The 14,739-nt window shown below is 72.9% G+C and carries 7 protein-coding genes; 2 read left to right on the top strand and 5 right to left on the bottom strand.

Features of this window, described 5'->3' with window-relative positions:
• Nucleotides 1-63 precede the first annotated feature (63 nt).
• The 5 genes from nudC to ACIF9R_RS03435 form a co-directional block, all read right to left on the bottom strand.
• The gene (gene nudC / locus ACIF9R_RS03455) at nt 64-1,008 is read right to left on the bottom strand and encodes an NAD(+) diphosphatase (protein ID WP_399973655.1); all 945 of its coding nucleotides are present in this window, start codon (nt 1,006-1,008) and stop codon (nt 64-66) included.
• A gap of 139 nt (nt 1,009-1,147) precedes the next feature.
• On the bottom strand, nt 1,148-2,560 hold the full coding sequence (locus ACIF9R_RS03450) for a dipeptidase (protein WP_399973654.1): 1,413 nt from the start codon (nt 2,558-2,560) through the stop codon (nt 1,148-1,150).
• Nucleotides 2,561-2,570: 10 nt separating this feature from the next.
• The gene (locus tag ACIF9R_RS03445) at nt 2,571-6,071 is read right to left on the bottom strand and encodes a UvrD-helicase domain-containing protein (RefSeq protein WP_399973652.1); all 3,501 of its coding nucleotides are present in this window, start codon (nt 6,069-6,071) and stop codon (nt 2,571-2,573) included.
• A 128-nt stretch (nt 6,072-6,199) separates the two neighbouring features.
• Complete coding sequence (locus ACIF9R_RS03440) at nt 6,200-9,520, bottom strand: ATP-dependent helicase (RefSeq protein WP_399973649.1); 3,321 nt, start codon at nt 9,518-9,520, stop codon at nt 6,200-6,202.
• A gap of 257 nt (nt 9,521-9,777) precedes the next feature.
• Nucleotides 9,778-10,182: an MGMT family protein gene (locus ACIF9R_RS03435; protein WP_399973647.1), complete on the bottom strand. Its 405-nt coding sequence runs from the start codon at nt 10,180-10,182 to the stop codon at nt 9,778-9,780.
• 186 nt (nt 10,183-10,368) lie between these two features.
• Here ACIF9R_RS03435 and ACIF9R_RS03430 point away from each other — a divergent pair, with 186 nt between their 5' ends.
• Both ACIF9R_RS03430 and ACIF9R_RS03425 read left to right on the top strand, forming a co-directional pair.
• Entirely contained in the window at nt 10,369-13,071 is a 2,703-nt protein-coding gene (locus ACIF9R_RS03430) for a YbhN family protein (RefSeq protein WP_399973645.1), read from the top strand.
• An 82-nt stretch (nt 13,072-13,153) separates the two neighbouring features.
• Complete coding sequence (locus tag ACIF9R_RS03425; RefSeq protein WP_399973642.1) at nt 13,154-14,701, top strand: alpha/beta hydrolase; 1,548 nt, start codon at nt 13,154-13,156, stop codon at nt 14,699-14,701.
• The last annotated feature ends 38 nt before the right edge of the window (nt 14,702-14,739 follow it).

The raw sequence follows: 14,739 nt of genomic DNA, 5'->3' as shown, positions 1-14,739 counted from the left end.
TTCGCACGAAGCGGGGTGGCCTCCTCGACGAGGGGAGGCCACCCCGCTTTCCCGTGTGCCGGTTCAGAAGGCGCTGCGGGTCGGCAGGTCCTTGCCGTACCAGCGCTCGATCAGACGGGCCGCGATCGAGATGCCGTACGGCGGGAGCACCTCGCCGGACTCGAAGGCGGCGCCGAGTTCGTCGCGGGAGAACCAGCGGGCCTCGTGGATCTCGTCACCGTCCACGTCGATCTCCGTCGTGGTGGCGCGGGCGGTGAAGCCCAGCATGAGGCTGGAGGGGAAGGGCCAGGGCTGGCTGGCGATGTACTCGACCGCGCCGACGTCGATGCCGACCTCCTCGTGGACCTCGCGGCGCACCGACTGCTCGATGGACTCGCCGGGCTCGACGAATCCGGCGAGCGTGGAGAAGCGGCCCTCGGGCCAGTGCACCTGGCGGCCGAGCAGGATGCGGTCCTGGTCGTCGACGACGGCCATGATCACCGCGGGGTCCGTGCGGGGGTAGTGCTCGGCGCCGCAGGCCGGGCAGCGGCGGATGTGGCCGGCGGCGGCGATGACGGTGCGCTCGCCGCAGCGGGAGCAGAAGCGGTGCAGTCGCTGCCAGTTCTCCAGGGCGACGGCGTGCACCATCAGGCCCGCCTCGCGCGGTTCCAGGAGCAGGCCCGCCTCGCGCAGGCCCGCCGGGCGGGCGGAGTCGTCCATGCGGCCGGGCAGGGAGTCCTTCTGGAGGGCAAAGTAGCTGACGCCGTCCTGGTCGGTGCCCAGGAAGTAGCGGTGCGCCTCGGTGAGCGGGGCCTCGAAGGACGGGGTCATGACGAGTTCGGTACGGCCGTCCGCCGTCTCGTCGATGAGGACCTGGCCGCCGGAGACCACGAAGCAGCGGGTCGAGGGGTGGCTCCAGGCCGCCGCGAGCCATGCCTCGTCGAGCCGGTGGTGGGCGGCGCGGTCGATGCCGCTGGGGGCGGTGAGCGAGACGGGCCGGTCGGCGGTGTGGTCGGTCCAGGTGGTCACGGGTGCTTCCAACTCCCCCAGGGGAACGGATCGGGTCGGCGGGTGGTTCGGCGGGAGGGGCCGGGTCCGGCGCCCCACGAGGGCGGCGGGCCGTTCCCGGGTGCCCGCGCGTGCGTCGGGTGCGGACGGCGTGCGGCGGTCAGGGCGCGTGCCGCCAGTGCTCGGCCAGGTCGCCCCACAGGTACGCGCTGGTCTCGGCGCCCTTGAGCAGCAGGTCCAGCTCGACCTTCTCGTTCGGGGCGTGCCAGCCGTCGGACGGGACGGAGATGCCGAGGAAGAGCACCGGTGCGCCGAGCACCTCCTGGAGGTCGGCGGCCGGTCCTGACCCTCCCTCGCGCGTGAACAGGATGGGCTTGCCGAAGGCGCGGCCCATCGCGCGGACCACGCAGCGCAGGGCGGGGTGGTCCAGCGGGGTCAGGCAGGGGCGGGTCGCGGGGCTGAAGGAGATCTCGTGGCGGATGCCGTCGGGGAGTTGCCCGGGCACCCAGTCGCGGACGGCGTTCACCACGTGCTCCGGGTCCTGTCCGGCGACGAGCCGGAAGGAGAGCTTCACCATGGCCGAGGACGGGATGACCGTTTTGCTGCCGGGTCCCTGGTAGCCGCCGCCGATGCCGTTGACCTCGGCGGTGGGGCGCGCCCAGACCCGCTCCAGGGTGCTGTATCCGGTTTCGCCCCGGGTGCCGTGCGACGCGGCGGTGCGCAGCCACTGCTCCTCGTCGAAGGGCAGCGCGGCGAAGAGGTCGCGTTCGCGGTCGGTGAGGTCGACGACGCCGTCGTAGAAGCCGGGGATCGCCACGCGCGCGTGCTCGTCGTGCAGGGCTGCCACCAGGCGGGCGACGGCGGTGGCCGGGTTGGGGACCGCGCCGCCGAAGGAGCCGGAGTGGATGTCCTGGTCTGGGCCGTACAGCCGGATCTCGCACTCGGCGAGGCCGCGCATGCCGGTGCACACCGTCGGGGTGTTCTCGGACCACATGCCGGTGTCGGAGACGATCACGGTGTCGGCGGTGAGCCGGTCGGTGTGCTGTTCGACGAGTTCCCGGAAGTGCGGGGACCCGGATTCCTCCTCGCCCTCGATCAGCAGCTTCAGGTGGACGGCCGGGGTGGTGCGGCCGGTGGCGGCGAGGTGGGCGCGAACGCCGAGGGTGTGGAAGAGGACCTGGCCCTTGTCGTCGGCGGCACCGCGCGCGTAGAGGCGGTTGTCGCGGACGACGGGTTCGAAGGGCTCGCTGTTCCAGCCGTCCTCGCGGGCGGCGGGCTGTACGTCGTGGTGGCCGTAGACCAGCACGGTGGGTGCCTCGGGGTCGGCGGAGGGCCACTCGGCGAAGACCGCCGGGGCGCCGGGGGTGTGCCAGACCTCGGCGGTGGGGAAGCCGGTCTCCTTGAGCTTGGCGACCAGCCAGTCGGCGCTGCGGCGCACGTCGGGCGCGTGGTCGGGCTGGGCGGAGACGGACGGGATGCGCAGCCACTCCGCGAGGTCGTCGAGGAAGGCGACGCGGTACTGCTCGATGTGGGTACGGACGGCGCTGACGGCACTGTCAACGGGCTGGCTCATACTCTTGAGCCTATCGGCCCGCGGGGGTGTCCCCGGAGTGCGGTATGTCACCGGTCGGCTCCTCGGTCAGCAGCCGCTCCAGCTCCGGGCGGCCGGGCAGGGCGCCGGGCCGCACGATCTCGCCGGTCCGTACGTACAGGAACGCGGCGGTGACGTTCTCCACCTCGATGTTCTGCTGCTCGGCCCAGGCGAGCCGGTAGACGGCGAGCTGAAGGGGGTCGGCGGTGCGGTCGCGGCCGGTCTTCCAGTCGACGATCTCGTACGTCGTCCCGTTCTCACCGTCCTCCTTGTAGACGGCGTCGATGCGGCCGCGGACGACGCGGCCGGCGAGCGTCAGCTGGAAGGGCGCCTCCACGCGGTGGGGCGTCCGATGGGCGTACTCGGTGCGTTCGAAGGCTTCCTTGAGGGCCTCCAGGTCTCGCTCGTCGTCGATCTCGGCGTCGCTGCCGGGCAGTTCCTCCGGGTCGAGCATGGGCAGCGTCAGTGCCTCGAAGCGCGCCTCGACCCAGGCGTGGAAGCGGGTGCCGCGGCGGGCCGCGGGCTGCGGCGGGCGGGGCATGGGGCGGGCCAGTTCCCGTGCGAAGCCGTCGGGATCCTCGGCCAGGCGGAGCAGTTGGGACGCGGTCAGCGTGGCGGGCAGGGGAACCTCGGTGACGCCTGTACGGGTGCGCAGCAGTTCTCCGGTGAGGGCGTCGAGGTCGCGGTCCCAGGATGCGAGCGTGCGGGCCTCCTCCGGGGTGAGGGGAGGTTCCTGCAGTGTCCGGGCGGGCCTGTGGCGCTGCGCGCGGGGGCGTCCGGCGGCTTCGGGGGCGGTCGCCTGGTGCGGGACGGTGGGGCGGTCGGCGGTCCAGGAGTCCCAGTCGTCCGGGTCGGCGTCCGTGAACGGGTCCTCCTCGGGGAAGGAGTCCTCCTCGGGGAAAGGATCCCCGTCGTCCGGTGGGGGCGGCCAGTCCGGTTCGTCGTAGGTGTCCGGGTCGTGCACGGCGGTGGTGGGGCCGTCCGGGAGGGCGGCGAGGGCGTCCAGGTGGGCGAGGACCGTATCGGCGGCCGCACGCCGGCGGGCGAGGGCGTCGTCGTCCAGGGGCAGCGGCCACAACTGGTCGTCGCCGGCCCGGCGCAGGGCGGGGTTCTCCTCGTCCTCGGCGGGCTCCTCCGCCCACGCCTCGATCTCGCCGTATCCGGCGGCGCAGTGCTCGTGGAGGGACTGGAGGAAGTCGGAGGGGCCGCGCGGCTTCTTCTGGCTGGGGCCCCACCAGTGGCCGGAGCCGAGCAGCAGGGAACGGGGGCGGGTGAAGGTGACGTAGCCGAGGCGGAGCTCCTCGGTGTGCTGGTGGTCGTTCATGTCCTCGTGGAATGCCTTCAGGCCCCGGGAGTCCCAGGAGGGGACGTCGGGCAGGGTGTCGGCGTCGCCGCGCAGTGCGTGCGGCAGCACCTTGCCCTGCGCGGTCCACTTCTCTCGGCCCCGGCTGCTGGGGAAGGTTCCGGTGACCAGTCCGGGGACGGCCACGACGTCCCATTCGAGGCCCTTGGACTTGTGGGCGGTGAGCACCTTGACGGTGTTCTCGCCGCCGGGCAGCGCGTTGTCGAGGCCCTTCTCGTACTGGGCGGCGGTGCGCAGGAAGCCGAGGAAGGCGAGCAGGGTGGCCTCGCCGTCACCGGCGGCGAAGGAGGCGGCGATGTCGAGGAAGTTGGAGAGGGTTTCGCGGCGGCGGGCGGCCAGGGCGTGGGGGGACGCCGACAGTTCGACCTCCAGGCCGGTGACGGCGAGGACGCGGTGCAGGACGTCCATGAGGGGGTCGGCGAGGGAGCGGCGCAGGTCGCGCAGTTCGGCGGCCAGGCGGGCGAAGCGCACGCGGGCTTCGGTCGAGAAGGGCAGCCGGTCGTCGTCGCCGTGGCCGTCGAGTGGTGTCTCCAGGAAGGTGTCGAGGGCGTCGGCGAGGGAGATCACCTCGGCCGGGTCGACACCCTCGACGGCTTCGGCGAGCCGCCGGTCGGGGTCGTCGTCGCCTTCCACCCTCGCGTGGGAGACGAGCAGCCGGGCGCGGCGCCCCAGCAGGGCGAGGTCGCGGGGGCCGATGCGCCAGCGGGGGCCGGTCAGCAGGCGTACGAGGGAGGCGTTGGCGCCGGGGTCCTGGAGGACTTCGCAGACGGAGACGAGATCGGCGATCTCGGGCAGGTGCAGCAGCCCGGAGAGGCCGACCACCTCGACGGGGACGTCCCGGGCGACCAGGGCGCCCTGGATCTCGGCGAAGTCCGTCGCGGTGCGGCACAGTACGGCGATCTCGCCAGGTGCCTTGCCGGTGTTCACCAGGTGGGCGAGGGAGTCGGCGAGCCAGTCGATCTCCTCCGCGTGGGTGGGCAGCAGGGCGCAGCGGACGGTGCCGTCGCGTTCGGCTCCCGGGGCCGGGCGCAGGGCCTCCACGCCCGCGTGCATGGCGCGCAGGGGCTCGGCGAGACCGTTGGCGAGGTCCAGCAGGCGGCCGCCGCTGCGGCGGTTCTCGCTGAGCGACTGACGGGTGGCGGGGCGGCCGTCGGCGTGGGCGAAGTGTTCGGGGAAGTCGTCGAGGTTGGCGACGGAGGCGCCGCGCCAGCCGTAGATGGCCTGGCAGGGGTCGCCGACCGCGGTCACCGGGTGACCGGTGCCGTCGCCGAACAGTCCGGCGAGCAGGACGCGCTGGGCGACCGAGGTGTCCTGGTACTCGTCGAGGAGGACCACGCGGAACTCGTCGCGCAGGAGGCGGCCCACCTCGGGGAGGGTGGCGAGCCGCGCGGAGAGGGCGATCTGGTCGCCGAAGTCGAGCAGGTCGCGTTCGCGTTTGGCGGCCCGGTAGCGCAGGACGAGCTCGGCCAGTTCGCGCCGTGCGGCGGCCGCCTCGGGCACCTTGCGCAGGTCGGCGTTGGTGAGTTTGGTGTTCTCCAGGGTGCGCAGCAGCTCGGTGTCGTGGGCGCGCAGGTCCTCGGGCCGCACGAGGTGTTCGGCGAGCTCACCGTCGAGGGTGAGGAGGTCCCCGACCAGGTCGGGGAAGGAGCGGGTGAGTGCGGGGTAGGGGCCGGGGGCCTCGCGCAGGACGCGCGCGGCGAGCTGGTAGCGGGTGGCGTCGGCGAGCAGCCGGGAGGTCGGTTCGAGGCCGATACGCAGTCCGTGGTCGGTCAGCAGACGGCCGGCGAATGCGTGGTATGTGGAGATGACGGGTTCGCCGGGGGGTTCGTCCGGGTCGATGACGTCCGGATCGGTGACGCCGGCCTTGATCAGTGCCTTGCGGACGCGTTCGGCGAGTTCACCGGCGGCCTTGTTGGTGAAGGTGAGGCCGAGCACCTGTTCGGGGGTGACCTGGCCGGTGCCGACCAGCCACACCACGCGGGCCGCCATCACCGTCGTCTTGCCCGATCCGGCTCCGGCCACGATCACCTGCGGGGCGGGCGGCGCGGTGATGCAGGCCGTCTGCTCCGGGGTGAACGGGATACCGAGGAGCTCCTTGAGCTGATCGGGATCGGTGATCGGGTGGGGCACACAGAGAATCTAGCGGCGGGCACCGACACCGGATGCCGGGCGAGCCGTCGGCAGGCAAGGATCCGCAGGTCGGAGGGGGTGGTGCGATGCATCACGCCGGAAGGGGGCGGTGCGATGCGTCACGCCCGTCACTCGACGACGTGCCGGCCCTCGGGCCGGGCGCTGCACGCGGCACGGAACGCGCAGTGGGCGCAGTGCTGGCCGGTGGTCGGGGTGAACCGTTCGTCGAGGACCTTTCCCGCGGCCGTGGCCAGCAGATCGCCGACCCACTCGCCCTCCGGCGGCTGCTGGGCCTGCACCTTGGGCAGGGTCTCGCCGCCGTCCCGTTTGGCCGCTCCCTGGCGCAGCTGGACGAGCTCGGCTCCGCCCGGTGCGGGACGCACTCCGTCGAAGACCTCGTCGAGGGCGCCCTCACCGACGGCGAGCTGGTAGACGGCGAGCTGGGGGTGGCGCTCCACCTCCTTGGCGCTGGGCGCCCCCTTGCCGGTCTTGAAGTCGACGACGTACGCGCGTCCCTCGGCGTCGGCTTCGACGCGGTCCATCTGGCCGCGGATGCGCACCTCGTAGTCACCGGCTTCGAGCGTGACGTCGAAGTCGTGTTCGCTGGCCACCGGGGTGCGTCCGGCGCGGTCCATGACGTGCCACTTCAGGAAGCGTTCGAGCGCCACGCGCGCGTTCTCCTTCTCCTGCGCCGACTTCCACGGCGCGTCGAAGGCGAGCGCGTTCCACACGGAGTCGAGGCGCTCCATGAGGACGGCGAGATCGGCGGGGGTGTGGCCGGAGGCCACCTCGTCCGCCAGTACGTGCACCACGTTGCCGAAGCCCTGTGCGGCGGTCGCGGGTGCGTCGGCCTTCACCTCGCGGCCCAGGAACCACTGCAGGGCGCAGGTGTTGGCCAACTGGTCGAGGGCGCTGCCCGAGAGGACGACGGGCTGGTCGCGGCTGCGCAGCGGAACCTTGCTCTCCGTCGGGTCGAACATGCCCCACCAGCGGTACGGGTGCGCGGACGGCACCAGCGGCCGCCCGTCGTCGTCGGCGAGCGCGGCGAGCCGGGCCAGCCGCCGGGCGGCGGCCTGACGGAGGGTGTCCGACACCCGGGGGTCGACCGTCGTGGCGCGCAGTTCCGCGACGAGCGCGGCGACGGACAGGGGGCGGCGGGGCCGTCCGGTGACGTCCTTGGGCTCGACGCCGAGTTCGGTCAGGAAGCGGCTGGGCTGGTCGCCGTCGTCGGCGGGGGCCTTCACGGCCGTCACGACCAGACGCTCACGCGCGCGCGTGGCGGCCACGTAGAACAGACGGCGTTCCTCGGCGAGCAGCGCGCCGGGGGTGAGGGGTTCGGCCAGGCCGTCGCGGCCGATGCGGTCGGCCTCCAGCAGGGAGCCGCGGCGGCGCAGGTCCGGCCACAGCCCTTCCTGGACACCGGCCACGACGACCACGCGCCACTCCAGTCCCTTGGAACGGTGCGCGGTCATCAGGCGCACGGCGTCGGGGCGGGCGGCACGCCGCGTGAGGGTGTCGGCGGCGATGTCCTGGGCATCGATCTCCTCCAGGAAGTTCAGGGCGCCCCTGCCGCCGATGCGTTCCTCCGCGCGGGCGGCGGTCGCGAACAGGGCGCACACGGCGTCGAGGTCCCGGTCGGCGTTGCGGCCGGCCGCGCCGCCGCGCCGGGCGGAGCGTTCCAGTCGCTGGGGCCACGGTGTGCCGTCCCACAGGTCCCAGAGGGCCTCCTCGGCCGTGCCTCCGGCCGCCAGGTGCCGGCGGGCCCCGCGCAGCAGGGAGCCGAGCCGCTGGGCACCCCGCGCGTGGACGGGATCGTGCACGGCGAGCCGCTCCGGCTCGGCCAGCGCGCGCGCGAGCAGTTCGTCCGAGGGCGGTGGCAGCGGGTTGCCGCCGGCCCGTTCCTCCTCGCGCAGGGCCCGGCCGAGGCGGCGCAGGTCGGCGGCGTCCATGCCCGCGAGGGGGGAGGTGAGCAGGGTGAGGGCGGTCTCGGTGTCGAGCCAGCACGCCTCGGTGCCGGCGCCGTCCGGGGTGTCGGTTCCGGTGTCCTCCCCCGTGCCCGCCTCCGCGGTCGCCACCGCGCGCAGGGCCGTCAGCAGGGGGGCCACCGCGGGTTCGTGGCGCAGCGGGAGGTCGTTTCCGTCGACGTCCACGGGGACGCCCGCGGAGGTGAGCGCGCGGCGGACGGTGGGCAGGGTGCGGGAGCCCGCACGTACCAGGACGGCCATCTCGCTCCAGGGGACCCCGTCCTCCAGGTGCGCCCGGCGCAGGATGTCGGCGATGTTGTCCAGTTCCGTGCCGGACGTCGGATACGTGTACACCTCGGCCCGGCCGCCGTCCCGTACCGCGGTCAGCTCCCGGTGGGCGCGGACCTTCTCGGCGGGGAGCCGGGGCAGCGGCATGCGCCGGGTCACCCGCCGGGTGGCATCGAGGAGGGCCGCGCCGGAGCGCCGGGAGGTGGTCAGCACCTCGACCGGGGCCGGACGGCCGTCCGCGCGGGGGAACGCGTGGGGGAAGTCCAGGATGCCGCCGACGTCCGCGCCCCGGAAGGCGTAGATCGACTGGTCGGGGTCGCCGAAGGCGACGAGGGTCCGTCCGCCGGCCAGGGCGTGCAGCAGCCGCACCTGGGCGGGGTCGGTGTCCTGGTACTCGTCGACGTAGACGGCGTCGTACCGCGCGGCGAGCTGCCCGGCGATCTCCGGGCGGCGGGCGAGGAGCACCGCGCGGTGGACGAGTTCGGCGTAGTCGAGGACGCCCTGGAGATCGAGGACGTCGAGGTATTCGGCGAGGAAGGCGGAGGCGGCGCGCCAGTCGGGGCGCCCGATGCGGCGGGCGAAGGCGTTCAGCGCGTCGGGGCCGAGGCCCAGTTCGCGGCTGCGGGCGAGCACCGCGCGGACCTCGTCGGCGAAGCCGCGGGTGGTCAGGCAGGCGCGCAGTTCGTCCGGCCAGCGCACATGGGCCAGCCCGAGCCGCTCCAGGTCCACCTGGCCGGCGAGCAGCTCGCGGACGGTGACGTCCTGCTCGGGGCCCGACAGCAGCCGCAGCGGCTCCACGAAGAGTTCGTTGTCCTGATGGGCGCGGATCAGGGCGTAGCAGAAGGAGTGGAAGGTGGTCGCCTGCGGGGCGTGTGCGGCCCCGATGCGCAGGGCCATGCGGTCGCGCAGCTCGACGGCCGCCTTGCGGCTGAAGGTCAGCACCAGGATCCGCCCGGGGTCCTGGCCGCGGGCGGTGCGCGCGGCCACGGACTCGACCAGCGTGGTGGTCTTCCCGGTGCCCGGACCTGCGAGAACGAGCAGTGGGCCGGTCGTGTGCTCAACCACGGAGCGCTGCGCGGCGTCCAGTACAGGGGGATTCACGCGGGCCGGCGGGGTACGCACCAGTCGATGGGCGCCGCGGTTCCCCCGTCGCACCGGGGGGTGCGACAGGCCGCTGGTGGAGGAAGAGGAGCTCACGTGGTTCGCCGGTCCTGGTGGGTGTGCTGTGGGGTCGTTCGCCGCGCGTGCGGGGCGGTGTGCGGGTGAGGAGGGGGACACGCGCTGCCGACGCTACGCCGGTGACATCCACGGAAGCAGACCTTCCGCTTCCTCCCTCCGGCCCCTCACGGCGCACATGTCCCTCGCCTCACGAACGTACGTCATGCCCCGGATGTGCCCTGTTTCCCCGTGGCAGGTCATGGGTCACACAGCGGCGTGCGGGATGGCGGAAGCTGTCAGGTATGGCCCCCGGTGCCCCCGCCGTCCCATCGCGCGCGTCTCATGTCGAGCCGCGGCACATGGTCCTGGGCGGCCCGGCTCGCGTCCTTCAGTGGCGTGCTCTCCGCGCGGTAGTGGCCGAGGGCCCTCAGCTCGTGGCCCGGCAGCAGCACGCCGTCCGCGCGGACGACACGCCACCACGGCACGGCTCCCCCGTACAGGGCCATCACGCGTCCGACCTGCCGGGGGCCACCCTCCCCCAGCCACTCGGCCACGTCCCCGTACGTCATGACGCGCCCCGGCGGGATCAGCTCGGCCACCTCGAGGACCCGCTCGGCGTACTCGGGCAGGCCGTCGGCGTGCTCGGGCAGGCCATCGCCGTCCTGCGGGCCGCCGTGGGACGGAAGGCTCTCCTGGCTCATCCGGCCCATCCTGCCCCACCCCACCGACAACACGGCGCGCTCGCGCGCGTGCGCACGACTCGCCCCGGGGCAGCGCTTCGGGCAGACTGTGCCGCCCCGCTTTTCGACCCTGATGCCCCCTTGTGCCGATACGGCATGCCACCATCGTGCGGGCGGTGACCGGTGATACGAGATCGAGAAGAGACGATGAAGCAGCAGGGTGCGCACCCCGGGGACACGGAGGGCACCCCTGACGCCTCGTCGCGCCCGGACACCGCGGCCCCCGGCACCCCGGACCCCGACACGGCGCACATCGACGAGGTGGAGGGCGACGAACCGCTGCTTCCCGCGCGGGTGCACCGCCCCTCCGATCTCATGCGGCTGCTGGGCGGCGTACTCGCCATCGTCGTGCTGCTGGCCATCGCCGCGTTCGCCCACGGCACCACCTCGGGGCTGGAACAGGACATCACCAAGGGCACCGGACAGGCGCCCGACCTGCTCATCAAGATCGCGGGCCTGGCCTCCAGCATCGCGATCCTCCTCGTGCCGGTCGCCTTCGCCATCGAACGGCTGATCAAGCGGGACGGGCTGCGGATCGCCGACGGTGTGCTCGCCGCCGTCCTCGCGCACGGTGTGACACTCGCCACCGACCTGTGGGTGGCACGTGCCGCTCCGGACTCGATCCAGGAGGCGCTCACCCAGCCCTCGCCCGGTGACATCCACGCCCTCACCGACCCGGTGCACGGCTATCTGGCACCGGTCATCGCGTACATGACGGCTGTCGGCATGTCCCGCAGACCCCGGTGGCGCGCGGTGCTGTGGGTCGTGCTGCTCCTTGACGCCTTCTCGATGCTGGTCACCGGGTACACCACCCCGTTCTCGATCATCCTCACGGTGCTGATCGGCTGGACCGTCGCCTACGGCACCCTCTACGCGGTGGGCTCACCCAATGTGCGCCCCACCGGACGCACCCTGATGGCCGGCCTGCGCACCGTCGGCTTCCGCCCCGTGACCGCCTCGCGCGAGGAGGCGGCGGACGCCGCCGAGAGCGGCGACCGCGGACGCCGGTACTTCGTCACCCTGGAGGACGGTCCGCCGCTGGACGTCACGGTGGTCGACCGTGAGCAGCAGGCGCAGGGATTCTTCTACCGCGCGTGGCGCAATCTGGCCCTGCGCGGCTTCGCCACCCGCCGCAGCCTGCAGTCACTGCGCCAGGCACTGGAGCAGGAGGCGCTGCTCGCCTACGCGGCCATCGCGGCCGGGGCCAACGCGCCCAAGCTGATCGCGACCTCCGAACTCGGCCCCGACGCGGTGATGCTCGTCTACGAGCACAGCGGCGGCCGCACTCTCGATTCACTGCCGGACGAGGAGATCACCGACGACCTGCTGCGCGACACCTGGCACCAGGTGCGGGCCCTGCAGTCCCGCCGTATCGCGCACCGCAGGCTGGTGGGCGACGCCATCCTGGTGGATCGTTCCGGCACGGTGATCCTCACCGATCTGCGCGGCGGTGAGATCGCGGCCGGTGATCTGCTGCTGCGCATGGACATCTCCCAGCTGCTGGTGACGCTGGGCCTCAGGGTGGGCGCCGAACGCGCGGTGGCCTCCGCACTGAGCGTCCTCGGCCCCGACACCGTGGCGGGCTGTCTGCCGATGCTCCAGCCCATCGCGCTGAGCCGCTCCACGCGCGGGACACTGCGCAAGCTGGCGCGGGAACGGGCCGAACGCGAACGCGAGGCGGTCCTCGAAGCCTCCCGGCAGGCCAGGCCGGCCCCCGCGGAGCACGACGGTGCCCACGACGTCGAGCGGGTGACGCTCGACAAGCCCGGCAAGAAGACCGTACGCGCGGAACAGCGGGCCGAGAAGCGGGCCATCGACGTGGCGCTGGAAGAGGCACGCGAGGAGGATCTGCTCACCCAGATCCGGCACGAGGTGCTGCGCATCCGTCCGCAGGCCCCGGTCGAGCCGGCCCGTCTGGAACGGGTGCGTCCGCGGACGCTGATCAGTCTCATCGCCGGCGCGATCGGCGCGTACTTCCTGCTCAGTCAGCTCACCCACATCGAGTTCGGCCCGCTGGTGTCGAACGCCGAGTGGGGCTGGGTGGCCGCGGCCGTGCTGTTCTCGGCGGCCAGCTACTTCGCGGCGGCCATGGCCCTGCTCGGGTTCGTGCCGGAGCGGGTGCCCTTCCTGCGGACCGTCGCGGCGCAGGTCGCCGGCTCGTTCGTGAAGATCGTCGCCCCGCCGGCGGTGGGCGGGGTCGCCCTGAACACCCGGTTCCTCCAGCGTGCCGGGGTGCGGCCCGGGCTCGCGGTGGCGAGCGTCGGCGCGTCCCAGCTCTTCGGGCTCGGCTCCCACATCCTGTTGCTGATGGCCTTCGGCTACCTGACCGGTACCGAGAAGACCCCCTCCCTCTCGCCGTCCCGCACGGTGATCGGCGGTCTTCTCACGGTCGCGGTGCTGGTGCTCGTGGTGACCTCGGTGCCGTTCCTGCGCAAATTCGTCGTCACGCGCGTGCGGTCGCTCTTCGCGGGAGTCGTGCCGCGCATGCTCGATGTGCTGCAGAAGCCGCAGAAGCTGGTCACCGGCATCGGCGGCATGCTGCTGCTGACGGCGTGCTTCGTCATGTGTCTGGACGCCTCGATCCGGGCGTTCGGCGACGAGACGACGTCGGTCAGCCTCGCGAGCGTGGCGGTCGTGTTCCTGGCCGGCAACGCGCTCGGGTCGGCGGCGCCGACACCGGGCGGTATCGGCGCGGTCGAGGCGACCCTGACCGTCGGTCTGATCGCCGTCGGGCTCCCCAAGGAGGTCGCCGCGCCGGCGGTGCTGCTCTTCCGGCTGCTGACGCTGTGGCTGCCGGTACTGCCCGGGTGGCTCGCCTTCAACCACCTCACCCGCAAAGCGGCCCTGTAGGCATCCTTCCGGGGCGTGGGGCCCCTACCTCGTACGGCCCGTGTCCCGCGCGTCCCGTCCCCGGCGACCGCACGATGGGAGCATGCCCCACCCCTTCCGCCTGCGGGCCGCCGCCCTGACCGCCTCCGCCGTACTGCTGCCCGCACTGCTGGCGGGCTGCGGCGGGGACGGCCGGGACGAGGACCTGACGCGGCAGGAGCTCGACTGGAAGGACTGCCCGGCCCCGTCCGGGGCGCAGGGCGCGGGCCCGCCCCCGTCCCCTCTGCCCGGTGCCCGGGGCGAGTGGCGCTGCACCACCATGAAGGTGCCGCTGAACTGGGACGACCCCGAGGGCAACACCATCGGCCTCGCGCTGATCCGGGTCAGGTCGAGCGGCGCGGAGAGCGAGCGCATCGGCTCGCTGATCTTCAACTTCGGCGGCCCCGGCGGCTCCGGCGTCACCACGCTGCCCGCGTTCGGGGAGGACTACGCGATGCTGCGCACCCGCTACGACCTGGTGAGTTTCGATCCCCGCGGGGTCGGCCGCAGCGCGCCCGTGATCTGTCAGAACGACCAGCAGCTCGACGCCCGCTTCCAGCAGGACGCCACACCCGACGACGGGGCGGAGCGCAGGGAACTCCTGGACAGCACCAAGGAGTTCAACGCGGACTGCGAGGAGAACTCCAAGGAGATCCTGCCGCGTGTGCGCACCACGGACGCCGCCCGTGACCTCGACCTGATGCGCCAGGTCCTCGGCGACGAACGGCTGCACTACTTCGGCATCTCCTACGGCACCGAACTCGGCGGCGTCTACGCCCACCTGTTCCCCCGGAAGGTGGGCCGCGCCGTGTTCGACGCGGTCGTCGACCCGACACAGACCGCGGAACAGGGCGCGCTCGGACAGGCCCGCGGATTCCAGCGCGCGCTCGACAACTACGCCGAGGACTGTGTCTCGAAGGCCGGGGAATGCCCCGTCGGAGACAGCCCGCAGGATGTGAAGGACCGTATCGCGCGGCTCCTGAAAGACCTCGACAGCAGGCCGGTCCCAGGGATCTTCCCCCGTGAACTGACCCAGACCGCGGCGACCAACGGAATCGCGCAGGCACTCTACTCGCGGGACTTCTGGGAGTTCCTCACCGATGGTCTGGAGCAGGCCTACGACGGTGACGGCACGATCCTGATGCTGCTGTCCGACTCGATGAACGGGCGCGGTGAGAACGGCGAGTACAGCAACCTCGTCGCGGCCAACACCTCCATCAACTGCGCCGACGACAAACCCCGCTACACCCCGCAGGACGTGGAACGCAGCCTGCCCGGGTTCCGGGCCGCGTCCGGGGTGTTCGGCGACTATCTGGCGTGGGGCCTGATCGGCTGCACCGACTGGGCGGTCCCGGGTGCCGCCGACCATCCGGACGTGAGCGCACCGGGCTCCGCACCGATCCTCGTGATCGGCAACACCGGCGACCCGGCCACGCCGTACGAGGGGGCACGCAGAATGGTCCAGGCACTCGGCGAGGGTGTCGGCGTGGAGCTGACGTACCGGGGGCAGGGGCACGGCGCCTACAACAGCAAGGACAGGTGCGTGCAGCGGGCGGTGCACGGCTATCTGCTGGACGGAAAAGTGCCGACACCTGGGACGACGTGTCCCTGACTGGAGCATCGGATCCCATCGAATCCCATCGGACCCCA

The organism is Streptomyces sp. NPDC086080 (assembly GCF_044540255.1).
In the GTDB taxonomy this organism is placed as follows: domain Bacteria; phylum Actinomycetota; class Actinomycetes; order Streptomycetales; family Streptomycetaceae; genus Streptomyces.
This window is presented reverse-complemented; position numbering and strand designations above follow the sequence as displayed.

Coding starts and splice junctions, on each gene's coding strand:
- ACIF9R_RS03430 (WP_399973645.1), top strand. CDS start 10,369: ATGAAGCAGCAGGGTGCGCACCCCGGGGACACGGAGGGCACCCCTGAC.
- ACIF9R_RS03435 (WP_399973647.1), bottom strand. CDS start 10,182: ATGAGCCAGGAGAGCCTTCCGTCCCACGGCGGCCCGCAGGACGGCGAT.
- ACIF9R_RS03425 (WP_399973642.1), top strand. CDS start 13,154: ATGCCCCACCCCTTCCGCCTGCGGGCCGCCGCCCTGACCGCCTCCGCC.
- ACIF9R_RS03450 (WP_399973654.1), bottom strand. CDS start 2,560: ATGAGCCAGCCCGTTGACAGTGCCGTCAGCGCCGTCCGTACCCACATC.